13 protein-coding genes are annotated in these 17659 nt (G+C 42.6%); 3 read left to right on the top strand and 10 right to left on the bottom strand.

Features of this window, described 5'->3' with window-relative positions; translation table 11 throughout:
* Positions 1–11: 11 nt before the first annotated feature.
* Positions 12–2627, bottom strand: a complete 2616-nt coding sequence (pepN, locus tag ACQ31U_RS10030; protein WP_431051671.1) for an aminopeptidase N — start codon at positions 2625–2627, stop codon at positions 12–14.
* A 206-nt stretch (positions 2628–2833) separates the two neighbouring features.
* Between pepN and purE the strand changes: the two genes are divergently transcribed.
* The 3 genes from purE (at position 2834) to ACQ31U_RS10015 (ending at position 5903) form a co-directional block, all read left to right on the top strand.
* Entirely contained in the window at positions 2834–3325 is a 492-nt protein-coding gene (gene purE / locus ACQ31U_RS10025; protein ID WP_431051669.1) for a 5-(carboxyamino)imidazole ribonucleotide mutase, read from the top strand.
* Positions 3326–3335: 10 nt separating this feature from the next.
* Complete coding sequence (purK, locus tag ACQ31U_RS10020) at positions 3336–4415, top strand: 5-(carboxyamino)imidazole ribonucleotide synthase (protein ID WP_431051667.1); 1080 nt, start codon at positions 3336–3338, stop codon at positions 4413–4415.
* A gap of 297 nt (positions 4416–4712) precedes the next feature.
* Entirely contained in the window at positions 4713–5903 is a 1191-nt protein-coding gene (locus tag ACQ31U_RS10015) for an amino acid aminotransferase (RefSeq protein WP_431051665.1), read from the top strand.
* Between the two features lie 90 nt (positions 5904–5993).
* Here ACQ31U_RS10015 and ACQ31U_RS10010 read toward each other — a convergent pair whose 3' ends face one another.
* From ACQ31U_RS10010 to ACQ31U_RS09970, 9 genes are all read right to left on the bottom strand, one after another.
* Positions 5994–6650: an ABC transporter ATP-binding protein gene (locus ACQ31U_RS10010; protein WP_431051663.1), complete on the bottom strand. Its 657-nt coding sequence runs from the start codon at positions 6648–6650 to the stop codon at positions 5994–5996.
* Positions 6647–7444, bottom strand: a complete 798-nt coding sequence (locus tag ACQ31U_RS10005; protein WP_431051661.1) for an ABC transporter permease — start codon at positions 7442–7444, stop codon at positions 6647–6649. The genes ACQ31U_RS10010 and ACQ31U_RS10005 overlap by 4 nt, the downstream gene beginning before the upstream one ends.
* Entirely contained in the window at positions 7444–8601 is a 1158-nt protein-coding gene (locus tag ACQ31U_RS10000) for a capsule biosynthesis protein (protein ID WP_431051659.1), read from the bottom strand. The genes ACQ31U_RS10005 and ACQ31U_RS10000 overlap by 1 nt, the downstream gene beginning before the upstream one ends.
* Positions 8602–8615: 14 nt before the next feature.
* A complete protein-coding gene (locus tag ACQ31U_RS09995; RefSeq protein WP_431051658.1) occupies positions 8616–9782 on the bottom strand; it encodes a polysaccharide biosynthesis/export family protein in 1167 nt (388 codons plus the stop codon).
* Positions 9783–9936: 154 nt separating this feature from the next.
* A complete protein-coding gene (locus ACQ31U_RS09990; protein ID WP_431051657.1) occupies positions 9937–10923 on the bottom strand; it encodes a CgeB family protein in 987 nt (328 codons plus the stop codon).
* A gap of 6 nt (positions 10924–10929) precedes the next feature.
* Positions 10930–11985 carry a PDDEXK nuclease domain-containing protein gene (locus tag ACQ31U_RS09985; protein WP_431051655.1) on the bottom strand — a complete coding sequence of 352 codons (1056 nt, stop codon included), beginning with the start codon at positions 11983–11985 and terminating at the stop codon, positions 10930–10932.
* A gap of 13 nt (positions 11986–11998) precedes the next feature.
* Positions 11999–13189: a glycosyltransferase gene (locus tag ACQ31U_RS09980; protein ID WP_431051653.1), complete on the bottom strand. Its 1191-nt coding sequence runs from the start codon at positions 13187–13189 to the stop codon at positions 11999–12001.
* Between the two features lie 20 nt (positions 13190–13209).
* Positions 13210–15570, bottom strand: a complete 2361-nt coding sequence (locus ACQ31U_RS09975; RefSeq protein WP_431051651.1) for a glycosyltransferase — start codon at positions 15568–15570, stop codon at positions 13210–13212.
* 1 nt (position 15571) lies between these two features.
* Positions 15572–17605 (bottom strand): CgeB family protein, encoded by a 2034-nt coding sequence (locus tag ACQ31U_RS09970; protein WP_431051649.1) that lies wholly within the window; start codon positions 17603–17605, stop codon positions 15572–15574.
* Positions 17606–17659 lie beyond the last annotated feature (54 nt).

Below are 17659 nucleotides of genomic sequence, written 5' to 3'. Positions count from 1 at the left end.
CGCTGACATTTTTAATGCGAATCCAACGCCTTTTCAATCTTCTCAAACAGGTCTTTGGATAAGTTTTCGATTTTCGCCAAACGTTCCAAACCGCGCTTCATCAGGGTTTGACGCTGGGCGTCATAACGTCCCAAACGGATCAGCGGTTCGATCAAGCGTGAGGCAATCTGCGGATTGCTACTGTTAACTTTGGTTAATACATCCACCAAGAAACGATAGCCGGAGCCGTCAATTGCGTGGAACGCATTCGGGTTTTGATTGGCAAAACTGCCGACCAATGCACGCAAGCGGTTCGGGTTATTGAAATTAAAACTCGGGTGATCCATTAATGCGATAACATTTTGTAAGACATCTTCGTCCGGACGGGTGGCTTGCAGTGCGAACCATTTATCCATCACCAAGCCGTCATGCGCCCATTTCTGTTCGAAATCCGCCAACAGATTATCACGACAAGGCAATGCCGCAGACGTTGCCGCCGCCAATGCCGCCAGCGTATCCGTCATATTATTCGCGTGTGTGTAGTGGGCATTAACCAGTGCATTACCAAATTCGGTGACTGCCAAATAACTTAAACAACAATTACGCAAACTGCGCAGTGCCACGTCTTCGCGCAGCACCCGATATTCCGGCAAATCAATCTGATGATACAATTTTAGCAAGTGCGGTTTTAAATATTCCGCAATTTGCTGTTGCAGGAAGCGACGCACGCTATGAATGCCGCTCGGATCGATCACTTTAAACTGCTCGGCAAATTCGGTTTCTTTCGGCAGTGTCAGGATAAGTGCGGTCAATTCGATATCCTGCTGATAATTTTCCAAAATCCCTTGGAATGCCGCTAGCAATTGCGGGCTAATCTGTAACGCTTCGCCGTTTTGTCGGCGTTGCAAGTTTTGGCGTAATTCGGCCGCCAACAACATTTGCGCCGCATCCCAACGGATAAACGCATTTTCCGCATGATTCAATAAGCCTAACAATTGCGTATCGCTGTAATCGTAATCCAGTTTGACCGGCGCGGAAAAATCACACAATAATGCCGGCGTCGGGCGCGCATAAACGTGATGGAACTCAAACACTTGATGATTTTGTAAAATATCCAACACATCGCTAACCGGGCCGTTTTCATCTTGTAATGCCAGTTTATGCCCTTTTCCATCATACAATGCGATTTTCAACGGAATATGCAAATTGATTTTATCCAGTTGATCATGAGTCGGCGCGGTGCTTTGCGACACATTCAAACGGTAAATATGCTTGCGTTCGTCATATTCGTCACTGACGCTGAGCTGCGGTGTGCCGGATTGGCTGTACCAACGGCGGAACAGGGTTAAATCGACACCGGAGGCACGCTCCATTGCCGAGACGAAATCTTCGCAAGTCGCTGCCTTGCCGTCGTTTTCGGCAATATATAGCTTCATGCCCTGCTGAAACCGCACTTCGCCTAATAAGGTGTGCAGCATGCGGATCACTTCCGCGCCTTTTTCATATACGGTGACGGTGTAGAAATTATTCATTTCGATCACTTTTTCCGGGCGGATCGGATGTGCCATCGGACCGGCATCTTCCGCGAATTGCACCGTACGCAAAATTTTCACATTATTAATCCGCTGCACCGCTCTTGAACCGGTATCGGAAGAAAATTCCTGATCGCGGAACACCGTCAAGCCCTCTTTCAGGCTCAACTGAAACCAATCGCGACACGTCACGCGGTTGCCGGTCCAGTTATGGAAATATTCGTGGGCGATCACCGCTTCGACATTATGATAATCTTCATCGGTTGCCGTCGCCGGGTTGGCGAGCACAAATTTAGAGTTGAATACGTTCAAGCCCTTGTTTTCCATCGCCCCCATATTGAAGAAATCAACGGCGACGATCATGTAAATATCCAAATCATATTCCAGATCGAACCGCTCTTCGTCCCATTTCATCGACTTTTTCAAGCTTTGCATTGCCCAATCGGCACGATCTAAATTGCCTTTATCGACATACAATTCCAGCGCCACGTTACGACCGCTCTTAGTGACAAAATTGTCCTGCAACAAGTCAAAATCCCCTGCCACCAGCGCAAACAGGTAACTCGGTTTCGGGAACGGATCTTGCCATTCGACCCAATGTTTGCCGTTATCCAAATCGCCGCCGTTAATGCGGTTGCCGTTGGATAACAGATAAGGATATCGGGTTTTATCGGCGGTGATTTTGGTGGTATAGCGTGCCAGCACGTCAGGACGATCCAGCATATAGGTGATTTGACGGAAACCTTCCGCCTCGCATTGGGTGCAAAAACCGTCACCCGATTGATATAACCCTTGCAGCGAGGTATTTTCCGCCGGTTTTAAACGGGTTTGAATCGTGAGCTCAAAATGGTCAGCCTCTAATGAACTGAGATCAAGCAATAGCGATTCGCTATCTTGTTGATAGTGCGGAAAATCGTTGCCGTTAAGTTGTAACGACACAAACTGGAAACTGTGTCCGTCGAGGCGCAATTCCGTTGCCTTCGGGTTTAAACGCTGAACGGCGGTTTTAGCCGTCACTAGGGTATCTTGCGGATCTAATTGAAAATCAAGATAAATATCGGTGATGGTATAATCCGGTTTTTTATAATCTTTGCGGTATTTTGCTTTCGTCAGCATTCGATGTGCTCTCTATTTTTTTCAGTTTATTCGACCAATAAGCATAGAATTTTCTCCACTAACTTGCAATCGAATCACGATATTCCGACTAAAAAAGATAAAATATTGCGCCTAACCATACCGACAACACTCAATTTCTTATAAAATCATGCTATCCTAACCGCACTTTTGACTTTATTCACCTCACACAAGGAAATATCTGATTTATGTCTGCAAAAATCGCGATTGTCATGGGTTCTCAAAGTGACTGGTCTACGATGATCGAAGCCGCCAATGTATTGGATCAACTGCAAGTGCCTTACCATGTGGAAATTGTCTCCGCCCACCGCACGCCGGATAAGCTGTTCAGCTTTGCCGAAACGGCGCAAAGCAACGGTTATCAAGTGATTATCGCCGGCGCAGGCGGCGCGGCACATCTGCCGGGCATGATTGCAGCCAAAACCCTTGTGCCGGTGTTGGGCGTGCCGGTGAAAAGTGCGGTTTTAAGCGGTATAGACAGTCTCTATTCGATTGTGCAAATGCCAAAAGGGATTCCGGTCGGCACGTTGGCAATTGGTGCGGCGGGTGCAGCCAATGCGGGGCTATTAGCCGCACAGATTTTAGCCAACCACGATAGCGCACTTGCCGAACGTTTACGGCAATTCCGTGCGCAACAAACCCAAACCGTGTTAGATAATCCGGATCCGCGTTTGCTATAAGGAAAGCGTCATGCAAAAAAGTGCCATTTATCCACCGGTTTATGTGTTAGGCAACGGACAATTGGGACGCATGTTGCGTTATGCCGGCGCCCCATTGGATATTGGAGTGCAGCCATTAGACTTTGCTGCCCCCCTGTTTGAAATTGAAGATAACGCGGTGATTACCGCAGAGATCGAGCGTTGGGAAACCACGCCACTCACCACTGCCCTTGCCACCCACCCCAATTTTATTAATCAAACCGTTTTTGCGCTGCTGGCGGATCGCCATTCGCAAAAATCACTGTTAGACCAACTCAATTTACCGACTTCGCCATGGCAGCCGTTAAACTCGGCTGAACAATGGACGCGGATTTTTTCACAAGTCGGCGAAAAAGTGGTGGTGAAACGCCGCAGCGGTGGCTATGACGGGCGCGGACAATGGATTGTCACTAGCAATAATCAAGAGGTGATTACAAACGAACTATTCGGTGAAGTGATCGCCGAAGCGTTTATTCCGTTCGATTATGAGGTATCACTGGTCGGCGCACGCTTTGCCGACGGTTCGACCCGCTTCTATCCTGTCACCCACAATTTGCAACAAAACGGCATTCTGCGTTACAGCGTGCAATTGGGCGTTGACCGCACTTTGCAAACGAAAGCCGAAGCCATGCTCGGCGCAATCATGCATAAGTTGGATTATATCGGCGTGATGGCGATGGAATGTTTTGTGGTCGGCGATAAATTACTGATTAACGAACTTGCGCCAAGGGTGCACAACAGCGGACATTGGACGCAACTGGGTTGTTCGATCAGCCAATTTGAATTGCACTTGCGCGCGCTGCTCAACCTGCCGACACCGCACTTGGAAATTGTTATGCCGAGCGTGATGGTGAACCTCATCGGCACGGAACACAATCCGCAATGGCTCAGTCTGCCGTTCAGCCAACTGCATTGGTACGGCAAAAAAGTGCTGTCGGGGCGCAAAGTGGGACATCTTAACCTCTCGCACCCGGATAAAAACGTGTTGGTTGACAACCTGCGCCGATTGGAAAATCTCTTGCCGGAAGATTACCGTTCCGGGCTGGAATGGGCGATTGGGAAATTAAGCTGATTTTTGCTTTTTAGGATTGTTATCTGCGCTGAAAATCAGTATAAATAGAAACTCAATTTAGGGTTATTGTCGATAATTGTTTATCCGCAACGGTTTAATCCAAGCGGATTGGATAGCCGCCCGTTTACGAAGTGCGGTATAAGCAATGAATCAAGAGAGAATAAATACAAAGTGCGGTTCGGGCGATATCTAATTCGCCCCTACAATGCACAACACATATTAATTTCAACCAATTATCCTAAAACAATAAAAATTTATTACACAACATCATTATCATCAAAATCAAAGGAAATCACTATGTTTGAAAAAATCCAAGCCGCACCGGCAGATCCGATTTTAGGTTTAGGCGAAGCGTTTAAAGCCGAAACCCGCAGCAACAAAATCAACTTGGGGATCGGTGTTTATAAAGACGCCAACGGCTTGACCCCAATCGTGAAAGCGGTGAAAGAAGCAGAAAAACGCCTGTTGGAAAACGAAAACACCAAAAATTACCTGACGATTGACGGTGTTGCCGCCTACAACCAATTCACCCAAGAATTACTGTTCGGCGCAAATAGCGAGATCGTCAACAGCAAACGCGCCAAAACCGCACAAAGTTTGGGCGGAACAGGGGCATTGCGTGTTGCAGCGGAATTTATCAAACGCCAAACCAATGCGCAAAATGTGTGGATCAGCGCCCCGACTTGGCCAAACCACAACGCGATTTTCAACGCGGTCGGCATGACGATTCGTAACTACCGTTACTACAACGAAGAAACTCACGCTTTAGATTGGGACAACATGATCGCCGATCTCAGCAACGCCGGCGAAGGCGATGTGGTACTGCTGCACGGCTGCTGCCACAACCCGACCGGTATCGACCCGACCCCTGAACAGTGGCAACAGTTAGCCGCCATGTCGGTGAAAAACGGTTGGTTACCATTATTTGACTTTGCTTATCAAGGCTTAGCCAACGGCTTAGATGAAGATGCCCAAGGCTTGCGCGCCTTTGCCGCAAACCACAAAGAATTACTGATTGCCAGCTCATTCTCGAAAAACTTCGGTTTATATAACGAACGCGTCGGCGCATTCACCATCGTTGCCGCGGATCAAGCCACTGCCGAAACCGCATTCAGCCAAGTGAAATCCATTATCCGTACGCTGTATTCCAACCCGTCCTCCCACGGCGCAAATGCCGTCGCCTTGGTGTTGAGTGACGCAGAATTAAAAGCCGACTGGATCGCCGAACTTGCCGAAATGCGCGAACGGATTAAAACCATGCGCCAAAAATTCGTGGACTTATTGAAAGAATACGGCGCAGAGCAAGACTTCTCATTTATCATCGAACAAAACGGCATGTTCTCCTTCAGCGGCCTCAGCCCTGAACAAGTGGATCGCCTGAAAGACGAATTCGCAATTTACGCGGTACGTTCCGGGCGGATCAATGTTGCTGGTATCACCGAAGATAATATCCGTTATCTGTGTGAAAGTATTGTGAAGGTGTTGTAATTTTTAGAGGGGCAAAAGCCCCTCAACTCTGCTTTACCAACCATTAAAACCGCACATGGAAATTGGGGGCATTTTTGTTGTCAGCTTCGGCTAGGCTTTTTGGCTTTCATTGTAATATTTATAGGCTTCATCAATTGACTGGAAATTATGCATATAACCGGCTTCTAACACTGCGGCATTATCACAATACTCGCGTACCGCTGACGGGCTGTGCGAAACCAGAATAATCGAGCGATCTTTGCGCTTTTCAAACAGTTCATATTTACATTTAGCCGAAAAACGGGAATCCCCCACTGCAATCACTTCATCGATCAGATAGCAATCAAATTCCACCGATAACGACAATGCAAACGCTAAACGGGCTTTCATACCAGAAGAATATTTGTTTACCGGTTCATAAAGATAATCACCTAATTCGGAAAATTCTTCAGTGAAGCATTTGACATAATCAATATCCACATCGTAAATTCTGCAAATAAAGCGCAAATTATCCATACCGGTTAAACTGCCTTGAAATGCACCGCTAAAGGCTAAAGGCCAAGAGATACTCATGGTACGCTCAATCGTGCCGCTTGTTGGCGGTTCAATCCCACTGATTAGGCGAATTAAGGTGGATTTACCTGCGCCATTACGTCCTAAAATCCCAATTTTCTCGCCTTTTTCCAACTCAAAATTAACATTATGTAATACTGTACGCCAACCATTATGAGTTAAATAACGTTTACTGACATCTTCCACTTTGATCATGAAGGTTCAATTCCTTTACTAAAATTTTTCACCATCATTAGCCCTATTAGTAATAATGTAAGATCACAAACCAATAAAAACCAAGGATTTTCGTAAGTTATAGCCATAGAACCAAAATAACCATGACGAAACATTTCTGTACCATGAATCATCGGAACCCAAAGAATATATTTATGAAATTGTACTGGTAGGCTATGTATAAAAAACATTGCTCCTGATAGTGGAAACATTACAAAACTCAATGTACCCCAAATTTTCCCAAAGGGTTCAATATGGTGAGCAATAGAGCAGATAATCAGCCCTAGTCCAATAGCAAACATTGCCATTAATATCCATGCTAATAACATATAAAAAATATCTTGTGGCAATTCAATCCAACCAATTGCAATCAGTATCGCCATAATTACAATTTGAGCAACTGTTGCACCAGTTATTTCTAATAACATCCTCGCAAATAGCGTATCTAACACTCTAACGTTACGGTGATAAAGTAAACTAATATTAGCCGAAACTGAACCTATCGCTCGATTTGAGGCATTACGCCACATCATCATTAACGGATAACCTGTTACTGCGAATGCAATAATATTTAATGCAGAAAATGCATCTCCTCTAACAAACCGCCACAGCAATACTATTGATACTGTCATTAACATAGGTTCAACAAACAACCATAAAAAACCAATATTCTGCCGCCCATAGCGGGTAATGATTTCGCGCAACAATAATGCGCCAACCACGCGCTTTTGAATGGCAAAAGATTGCTGTAATGTGGTTTTATCACCGTATTGCATTAGTTTTTATGCTCTCTCACGCTAGCTAACAATAGGCTTAATATTCCATATAACATTAAGCCGATAATCAAAGTGGCAAAAATATTATAAATCCGATAAGGCTCTAGGGCTAAATCGGGTTTGCTTGGTTGATTAATCACTTCCAAATATAATTGTTGGCGATCCGCTTCTTTTTTAGCATTTTGCAATGATGTAATTGCTGTAGTTAATTGTTGCTGCGCTAAGGTGTTATCTAGAACCAAGCGTTGGTATTCTGCCGTTTGATTAGCCATCGAATCACCGCCACCAAAAATGGTTTCAATTTGCTGTTGAATCTCATTTTGGATACTTTTTTCTCTCGCCTGCAAGGTTTTCACTTGCGGATTTTGTGGTGAAATCGCACGCACTTGATCCAACTGAGTTTGGATAGAGATTAATTCATCTTGTAATTTGGAAATCAAGGTCAACTGCACCTCGGATTGAGCCTGAAGATCAAAGATCCCGTTTTTAATCCGATATTCACTCAATGCGAGTGCAGAGTCAGTCACCCGCTGTTCGGCTTCTTTTACCGATTGTTCGGCAAAGATGATCGTATCCCTGCGCGCACGCTCATTCAAACGGTTAATTAATGCTTCCCCCAAACGCAATAATTCAGTGTTAACTTTTTGTCCATCTTCCGCATTAAAAGCACGAATACTTAAGGTCGCAATACCCGAGACGGAATCTAAGCTGACTGAAGAACGTTTTTGGAAATAACGATAAAACGCTTCCTGCCCATCATTAATCCCAAGCGGATTAAAACGGCTGAAAAAATCGCCTTTATCTTCATAAAACTGGCGCATAGGCAATACCGATTCCAATTGTTCAAGTACATTACGCGAGCGCATAAACTCCTGCACCGTGTAAGTATCGTCCTGCGAACGGGCAAAGCCTACACTCTGCAACAACGCACCAAAACCGCTTAATGAGGCTTGGCTGCGAGAAGAACGCACCACAAAACTGGACTCAGAGATGTACACATCAGACGCCCAAAAAGTGAAATAGAACACCGAACAAAAAGTCGGAATCAACACCGTCACCCAAAACAAGGGATTAAACTTTTTCCATATTTTTTTTATATCTTTTTCTGCCTTAGATACTGATATCGGTTTTTCCGCCACTAATGTTGTCTCTGTCATTTCTTTTTTCTCCATTAATTCGATAAATTATTCACGCTGTTTGCCGTGCTAGTTATCGGTGAAGTAATTGAGAAAATAATTCTCAAGAATTTTTGGAATTCCGCTAACGGAGCATTCGATACATAGACAATATCTTTATTTTGAATCGGGAAACGTTGCAACCAGAACAACGATTTCGGTTCTAATAAATTGATCCGATAGACCGTCGGCACATCCATACCCACGTCATAACCACGCCCCTGCCAAGTGGCTTTATCTTGTGCGCTCAGCTTTTCAAACGGTAAATAACGGAATACAAACACGCCGCGCGGATCAGAACGGGTATCAATCAAACCGCCCATGCGACCGATAGCTTCCGCCAACGTCAAGCCTTTAGCTGAAAACCGCACTTCGCGATTGCTACCCACCGCACCAAGTGCGGTAAAGCTCAATGGATTGTTCAGTAATGAGATCACATCACCGGAACGCAACTTAATATTTTCCTTTGGATTAGAAGCCAGTTTTTCTAGCGAGATTGTTTTAACCTCATGACCTCTTGTCAGCTGTACAGAAATATCATAAGCATTTTCCGTTGCCCCACCGACAGCAGCCACCGCATCTAGCACTCGCTCGCCATGTGCGGTGAGCGGCATACGGACACTATTGCCTTGTCGTAACACAGTGACATTGGCTGAATTATTTTTCACCAAACGCACCATAGCTTGTGGCTGATTTGCCATAGGCGCTAGGCGACGCACAATCTCTTTTTGGATCTGCTCCGGCGTTTTACCGCGTACAGAAATCGCACCTAAAAAGGGAATAGTGATTTTGCCACTTTCACTCACCATCTGTTCAGGTAAGCTAGTCAATTGTGCTCCACCTGTGCCACTTTGGTTTAACACACCACCAAACAACACCGCAGGCGGCGCTTCCCAGATCATCACATCGAGGGTGTCACCAATATTCACCGCTCCGTTATAGCTGTTTGCATTGGCAAAATGGCTAAACGATTGTGCTTGTTGCTGATTAAAAAGTGCGGTCGCCACCGCATCTTCAACCTCAACCACTTCAACTGTCGGGATGTTTTCATTACTTTGATTTTGCAAATCCATCACGCGGCTTTGGCTGGGGCCAGAGGTCGGCATGGTATTACAAGCTGTCAAAGTTAGGCAGCATAGGGAAAGTGTTAGTTTTTTCATCATAATTTCTTATTCAGTACAATAAATCATAGTTTTTTGACTTATCCGCACAACTAAATCAAGTTCAAGATTCTATCCCTTTTGCAAGGGAATTTATAGTTAGAAATAGTTAGCAAGTATAAAATATCTATATTAAAAATATTACATATATTTTTAATTATAATCCAATAACATTAGTAATTTGTTCTAGCCGATGTTCCCAAGTATGATATTGCGCCACATATTCCGCACCTGCCCTTGCACGCGCCAAGTCATTCGCACTCGGGCCGTGTTTCAAACGGGCAAACAAATCCAGCATTTCCTCACGACTCTCCACTATATGGCAATAATCCGCAAACAGATTATTGACCGATTCGGAAGCATTGGTGACCGCAATCCCGCCGCAAGCCAAAATCTCGACCAAACGGCGGGAAAACATGGTTGGTGAATCGGTGATGGTATTCACGTTCAACGAAACCAAATAATCCTTATAAATCTGCGCCGTTTGCGGGTAAGCCACAGCCGGGCAAACCTGCATATCAGCCAACAGCGGGTAGCGGTAGTTATCCGATTTCCGATTGGAATTCCGGTCAAAAACCGTCAAGCCCAAACCGCTTTCCGAGGCCGTCTGAAACAGATTATCTTGAAACAGACGCCGATCCGCATGGACATGATGGCTGTAACTGCCGACAAAATTCGCCCGATGATACTTAAAATCAAAGCCGGTAAACGCATGAAATTTCGGCTGCACGGCAAACATCAAGGTATGCACCGAAGCATCCTGCCCCATTACTGCTTTGTACTTGGGAATACAATTCGCATCTACCGTAAACACATGATCAAACAGCTTGGCACTGTTAATAAAACGATCAAAATGAACTCCGTCTTCTTTATTCCAAAAAACCGTTGGAATACCCTTATCTTTGGCTTTTTCAACTAAGCGCTTTAACGCATGATTATTGCGTTTCGGCACATCAGGATAAGCCGCAATTTTATATTTCCAGCGGTTTTTATAGCCCTGCCAAGCTGATTCGACCAACAGCATATCGGCTTGATTCAGCATATAACGCTGCAACACATTGTATCTTGCCGATAACAACGTCAGCCCATCTTCTTGGCTGAGAGCAGCGTGTGTCAGATTATCGGATATTAAATAAATATTCATCAAAACTCATTCTACCAATAATGCCTGCAACTGTGCTTTGCTTGGCAAAACAGTCAAATAACGGCTGGCAAAAATCTGACTATTGCCTTCAGGCAAAGTAAACTCTACAACCGCTTCACTTTTATCTTGGCACAGCACGATACCAATGGTTTGATTCTCATCGGGCAAGCGCATTTTACGGTCGTAATAATTCACATACATCTGCATTTGTCCTAAATCTTGATGTTTCAGACGGCCTAATTTCAAATCAATCAACACAAAACAACGCAGAACCCGATTATAGAACACCAAATCCACATAAAAATGTTGGTCATCCAGACTGATTCGTTGCTGGCGCGAAACAAAAGCAAATCCCGTTCCCAGCTCCAATAAAAAATGCTCCAGCTTATCAATCAAGCGTTGTTCCAGTTTGCTCTCGGAATATTGCGAATGCTCAGGCAAGCCGAGGAATTCCAACACATAAGGGTCTTTAATCACATCTTGCGGTGTTTCAATGACTTGCCCTTGCAAAGCTAAACTCAGCACGCCTTGCTTGTCTTTACTCAATGCCAATCGAGTAAACAACGCCGAATCATATTGGCGGTTCAGTTCACGCAAGCTCCAATTGTTTTTTGCGGCTTCGACTTCATAAAACCGTCGTTCCAGCGGATCGGCAATCCGCATCAACCTGATATAGTGCGACCAACTCAACTTGAATTCGTCAGACGGTGTCTGACCTTTTTCTAATTTCTGAGACGACGCTTCCGAATTCGTCAATACTGTTGACGAAATTGGCTGTGAGTAGGTTTTATAGAAAAAGCGCATTCGATCCAAATTTTCTACTGAAAATCCCCTCCCGAATTCCGCCGTCAGCCGACGTGACAACCGCTTCAACTGAGCCTTGCCATAAGCCGCTCTTTCATGACCTCCCTGCTCATCTTCCACAATCATTCTGCCGATTTCAAAATAAGTCAGCACCATTGCCTGATTCACTTGCGCCACCGCTCGCTGACGAGCAGTTTTCAGCAGTTCGGCAATTTTGTCGGCGAGTGGCAAGATTTCAATATCTTGGTTAGTGTTCATATCACTTATCCAGTTAGGAAAATATTTCTAATTTTTTTATCTCTGCTGTAGTGATACGATTGTCCCATAATATCGTCTTAGCACTTTTCAACCGCAACGGACTACTTACTGAAAAAGAAAAGCTACCTTTAGCAATTCCATTTGAGGCGGATAAATATTTATACCAACCAATTTCAGGATTGGTTGATTGATTCAAGCCTTGCACACCATCTGCAACCTGATCAAAAAATATTGATAAAACCAAAGCTTTAGACGAAGTAATTGAGTTATCAGTTTGAATTTCATATGCACACTCAAAAACTTTTTCAACTGGGTTATAATTTATTTCCAAAGTCGTTGTCTTATTTTTTAAAGCAACATCTACTGTTTTAAAAATCATTTTACGGTTATCAATAAAACCTTGAACATCATCACTTAGCACTGGAAATAGCTCACTAATAACTTCTGGCATTTTTGTTTTAGTAAACCGCATCAAATCAGTCTCAATCGTATTATTTTTGTTATGACTATCATTGGAAAACCGATAATTAGTATCTTGTTGATCGTGGTGAGTATGTATATAGGAAGGTTTACGCGAATCAACAATTACAGGATAATTTTCATCCAAATTATGGTGACTATGCATGGTTGGTAGCTCGAGACTACCGTCACCCCAAAAACCAATATAGGCTTGCCCTATTGCTATAAATCGTTGTTTGCAGTCACGAAAATCAATAAAATGCCCATCTTTATAATATCCAGTAAATCCTTTGCCAAAAGATACCGCCATATTTTTATAATCAATTTTATTATATGCGGCTAACTGTTCTAAATAATTTACTGCCAACAAGTCGTCGTCATCCAAACGAAAAAAAGCTACAGAACCATTTGGTTTTCCATTCAAAACCGCACGAATAGGGTTGCCTTGGTGTGTATCAACCTCGCACAAATGCAAGAATGGGTATTTCTGACTCAATTCAAACAACATATTTTTCCATTTTTCAGGCAAAATAGACGAATAAGAAACGATATGTTTAAAATCAAAATCCTGCTTCATTTTTGCCATAAGAGGCACAGAAAGTTCGGCAAAAATTTTGGCACGCACCGACATTCTTTCATCTGAAAATAAATGTGCGATATATTCTTCTTCTGTAAAATTAGATACATTCCAAGCATTACTTTTAGGAAGATACAGACTAAATCTCGTTTGCCCAATAAAATACATAACAATACCCTCAAAAAAATTTAAAAAATAAATACTTTCATCTCAACGAGCTCAATCACAGCATCTTTTTGCCACAACATCAATTTTAATCTCTCAATTTGATTATCTTTCGTTAATGGAATTTCCATAAAACAGGTAGCACCACTTTCGGTTGTGGTCAGATACTTGTATAGTCCCACCGACTTCATATCAGACATTTTGAATCCAGTAACCGCACTTGCATTATTAGGTCCTAGAGACACCAACGCTGCATTAACCTTAGTATTATCAGAATATTTTAAGCTGTATTCCAAAATTAGCTTGCAATTACTTTGTACGCTTTTCGGTAAATCAATCACTATGCCGTCTGAAGTCAATTTACGGTTTTGAATTTCCGCAATAACGGTGTGTTCGATATCATCCGCTCTTGGCGCCGGTGCACTTGGGAAGCGAATAGTAGAAAGGCGGAGTTGCTTACGTAATTGGCTCACGAAGTTATCCACTGAATAACGTTCCTTGATTAACGTCAAGCCTTGGTGATTGTATCGGTTGAATTTATCCAAGGTGTTTTGTTTGTGAATATGTGTTGCCAGTTGCTCTACCGACTTGAAAATATATTTTTCAGGGTAGATGTATTCCATTCCATTCCAATCCAACAGAATACCTTGGTTACCGGCAGAAAAACCGTCTGCCGGTGCGATGTGAAAACTTTCTGGGATTTCTTCGTTGTCGCTGGTTGACAAGATAAAACCGATATCTTTCAATTCAGTTTTAACATCCACCCACCCCTTAATCACAACGTGCGGTTGCAGATTGTTTTGTTCGATAAAACGGTTGCATTCATCAAAATAAGCCATCTCTTGCGGGTTATTTTTTACCCAAGGCAAGTCTTCCGGCATTTTTCCATAGACGAACAGTCGGTATTTTTTGTTTTTTGCGACCAGTTTTTTCAATACTTTCAGCGCATTCAGGTAGCCTTTTCGTGAAGGCAGAATACCGATAATGCCGAGATTGAACAATTTTTCTTTATCATTCGATTGTGCATAGTTGCTGCTGTCCAGATAATTGGGCAACAAGCATGCTTGAGAGCGTGGGATACGAGTGTATTCAACCAGCTTTTCAAAGAAATAGAGCGATACGGCAAAAACACGATTGACTTTGGTAAAGTCGATTTGTTTGAACCATGCTGTAGTCAACTCAAAACGATGCATGCGGATAAAGAGTTTTTGATTATCCCTTACCCGATGGCTATACCAGACGGCGTTGCCCAGCATCCATTCGCAAAAGACAACTTCCGCCCATTTCAAGCACTCTTCGCTATGTTGCACGTCATGAGCATTGTGTCCTGTCCATTCGTCAATGCGGATTTGGTAAAACTGTTGCAAGTGCGGCAATACGGGTCGGATGAATTTCAAATCATAACCTGCCACCACCATTCTTTGCTTAATGGTGTTTAAAAATTTGCCATAATTTCGGTTATAAATTTCAGCCAAAACGCCTTTAATTCTTTCGTTATAATTAAAGGTTGAAATCAGCTTTTTATTTTGATTAACAAAATCTGCCAATGCGATAAAATCGCTTTCATCTATATCAAAGCGATTATAGGCAATCATAGACTGGATTGCCGTTTGAAGCCCGACTTGCAAACGAATACTGTAGTAATCTACACCTTGTTTGGCAAGTTTTTCCTGTGCGGTTTGCCATACCATTAAATGATTGTTCAATTCTCGTGAACCGTAACTTTGCGTGGATGAGGCTTGCGCACTGATTCTTTTATTATAAATAAATGTAGGATGGTCGATATAGGCTACCGTTTGTGCAACAGACAATACTTCGGTTAAATAAACCGTATCTTCCCCCATGCGTAAATCAGAATGCCATGTTATTTGATTATTTTCCAATAAGCTACGCTTAATCAGGCTTGGAACGGTTGTGCTCTGTTTTCCGATGATCGTCTCAATTTGTCCACATTTATCCAACCTTGCCATATTTTCAAAAATCCGGTTGGTAGCAAAACGTTTATTGCCATCATCAACGATTAGATACCCTCGCACAATATCGGCATTTTGTTTTTTTGCTTCACCAAAGTGGATTTTTAATGTATCCGAAAAAATTTCATCATCGCAGTCCAAAAAGAAAATATATTCTCCTTTTGCCTGTGACACGCCGAGATTACGGGGCTCGGAAGGAGATCCGCTATTTTGTGCCATCTGCAAGACCCGCCAATTTGAATGCTGCGCTGCCTGGCTTTGCAAGTAATGAAAGGTGTTATCTTTGGAACAGTCGTCTACAAAAATAACTTCATAGCGGGATTCCAGATAATCAATACTTTCTAGCGCCGCTATGCAGACTTCGATTTTCCCAACGGCGTTATAGCAAGGGATGATAATGCTGATATCCATATCAATCTCCTTGTCTGCTGATATAATAAATAGGTTGTTCAACAAGCTGCTTGAAACTAGCCAGAGCCTCAACAAACTTGTTTTGCGGTGCAAAAATATTGTTCATCATCATTCTTGGTTCAAAAATGTATTTTTGTTTTTCATGTTCAGTCAAAGCAATGTAGCCGTCTGAAAGATAGCTGCTATGCAATAGTGCTTTTTCAATTTTATCGAGAGCTGATTTTTCCAAGCTATCCGCCAATACGAAATAAGGCGTTTCAACATATTTGGATCGCTCATTACCATAACGGCGGATATACGACTCTGCCAATACATTAATTTTATTTTGGTTGTATTCTGAATAGATTTCCGCCGCATCCAAATCAGAAAATGTTGTCGACAATACCAGCAATAATCGGTATGGGGCACTATTGAATTTTTGATAAAATATATTAATCTCTTGCTGCAACTGCTCTGTATCGTCTACTTTAACAACCAATGTCACTTTTTCCGGCACTTCATCATAATCAACCCCAACCGCTTTTAAAATAGTTTCAAACCGGTTTTGATAAGTATGGTTAGCCAATACATTATTTAAATTCTCTTCTCGAATACGCTCGATTGTATCCTTATTCAATGCTTGCAGGCGGTGCGGCTCAGTATCCAAAAAAACTACGTTATCGCCAAACATCTTATCCATGCCTTTTGAATAATTGGATAATACCAGCGTGTTGCTGGACATCAGTTCAAATACCCGCCGGGCAAACATGGTTTCCGAATCAACAACGGTATTCAGATTCAAACCGAATATACTGGATTTATAAACTCTACCAATATCTTTATTAGGGATATTGGGTTTTTCATACTTTTGGTATTGCTCGGGAATCAAATGATTCGGGTCGGAATCTCCATAATAGCGGTTATAGAACTCCAGCTGGTAGTGGTTATTTACCAAGTTATCAAAAAGCTGACACATCGTTTTTGAACGCTCGATATGATTTGCATACCAACTGCCTGCAAATATGATATTTTCAGAACGAGGAACTTCTGCATCGTCAATTGGATTGAATACTTTTGGATTAGTGGCAAAGGGTAAGGCATAAACGTGTTCCAGACCATACTCTTGCTTATATTTTTCCACGCACTCTTCTGCTGTGGTAAATACGAAATCAAACAATTGTGCCGTTTTTACAAAGTCGTGCACGCGATCCGGATAATGCGTAGGATCTTCTTTATTCCAAAATACAGTGGGAATACCGCGCTCATTACAATACTCTAAAATTTGCAATAATTCGGTACGGTTTTCTTTTTGAAAATTAACGCTGGCATAAATTTTGCCTTTCCACGGACGGTTCACACTATCCGTGCCGCTCCAAGCCGATTCGCAAAAAAACAAATCAGGTTTTTGTTGGGCAAAAACCGCTTTCCAATTGCTTGGTGTAATAATCAGCGGTGTAAATTCATCTTTGAACGAATTAAAGCTGAATTCATCTAAAATAACGGCAACCTTTAAATCTTCTGCCTTTTTATGAGCAAAATTCAATTTTAACGGACTACGTTGTTTTAGCAATTTGGTTTCGGATGGAGCTACTGAAAGCCCTGCAACTGTCGGTTTTTGATTAACCAATTGTTCAAAAGTATCATCTGCTCGAACCGACTGTTTGGGCGAGAACCACTGTAGACATTTTTTTTCAAAAGAGGTCAGCGTTTTTTTCTTTTCTTTGCGTTTCAAGAATTGAGCGTAAATAGATAGAAGTGCATTTGGCGTAATGAAATTCCTAATTGGGTTTTTAAAAAAATCCAATATCAACCGACCAAATTGATAAGCAATCGTTTGATTATTTCTATCTTGAAAGCGCTGAGTCAGCAGTAATTGATATTTACTTTTTTCTATGCGCAGATGATACAGCTCATCCTGCAACTGCTGAATTTTTTGTTCTTGCTGGCTGATTGAAGGTTCTTCGAACTCATGTGCTATTTTTTCCCACTGGGTATCACTTAAAACAACCCCTTCTTGCAACAATCTGTTTTTTAAATCTTTAAAATTTTTCTTCATACGAATTCAAACTTTTTCCGGTTTCACTATTCAATTTAACTGACAAACAAGAAA

The sequence above is a fragment of the Testudinibacter sp. TW-1 genome, from assembly GCF_050613185.1.
Classification (GTDB): Bacteria; Pseudomonadota; Gammaproteobacteria; order Enterobacterales; family Pasteurellaceae; genus Chelonobacter.
The sequence above is the reverse complement of the archived record's forward strand: the minus strand, read 5'-3'. Positions and strand labels throughout refer to the sequence as shown.

What these genes read in the sequence shown, in the direction of transcription:
- purK (WP_431051667.1), top strand. Translation starts at nt 3,336, where the DNA reads ATGCAAAAAAGTGCCATTTATCCACCGGTTTATGTGTTAGGCAACGGA.
- ACQ31U_RS10000 (WP_431051659.1), bottom strand. Translation starts at nt 8,601, where the DNA reads ATGACAGAGACAACATTAGTGGCGGAAAAACCGATATCAGTATCTAAG.
- ACQ31U_RS09980 (WP_431051653.1), bottom strand. Translation starts at nt 13,189, where the DNA reads ATGTATTTTATTGGGCAAACGAGATTTAGTCTGTATCTTCCTAAAAGT.
- ACQ31U_RS10015 (WP_431051665.1), top strand. Translation starts at nt 4,713, where the DNA reads ATGTTTGAAAAAATCCAAGCCGCACCGGCAGATCCGATTTTAGGTTTA.
- ACQ31U_RS09985 (WP_431051655.1), bottom strand. Translation starts at nt 11,985, where the DNA reads ATGAACACTAACCAAGATATTGAAATCTTGCCACTCGCCGACAAAATT.
- ACQ31U_RS09975 (WP_431051651.1), bottom strand. Translation starts at nt 15,570, where the DNA reads ATGGATATCAGCATTATCATCCCTTGCTATAACGCCGTTGGGAAAATC.
- ACQ31U_RS10010 (WP_431051663.1), bottom strand. Translation starts at nt 6,650, where the DNA reads ATGATCAAAGTGGAAGATGTCAGTAAACGTTATTTAACTCATAATGGT.
- ACQ31U_RS09995 (WP_431051658.1), bottom strand. Translation starts at nt 9,782, where the DNA reads ATGATGAAAAAACTAACACTTTCCCTATGCTGCCTAACTTTGACAGCT.
- purE (WP_431051669.1), top strand. Translation starts at nt 2,834, where the DNA reads ATGTCTGCAAAAATCGCGATTGTCATGGGTTCTCAAAGTGACTGGTCT.
- ACQ31U_RS09990 (WP_431051657.1), bottom strand. Translation starts at nt 10,923, where the DNA reads ATGAATATTTATTTAATATCCGATAATCTGACACACGCTGCTCTCAGC.
- ACQ31U_RS09970 (WP_431051649.1), bottom strand. Translation starts at nt 17,605, where the DNA reads ATGAAGAAAAATTTTAAAGATTTAAAAAACAGATTGTTGCAAGAAGGG.
- ACQ31U_RS10005 (WP_431051661.1), bottom strand. Translation starts at nt 7,444, where the DNA reads ATGCAATACGGTGATAAAACCACATTACAGCAATCTTTTGCCATTCAA.
- pepN (WP_431051671.1), bottom strand. Translation starts at nt 2,627, where the DNA reads ATGCTGACGAAAGCAAAATACCGCAAAGATTATAAAAAACCGGATTAT.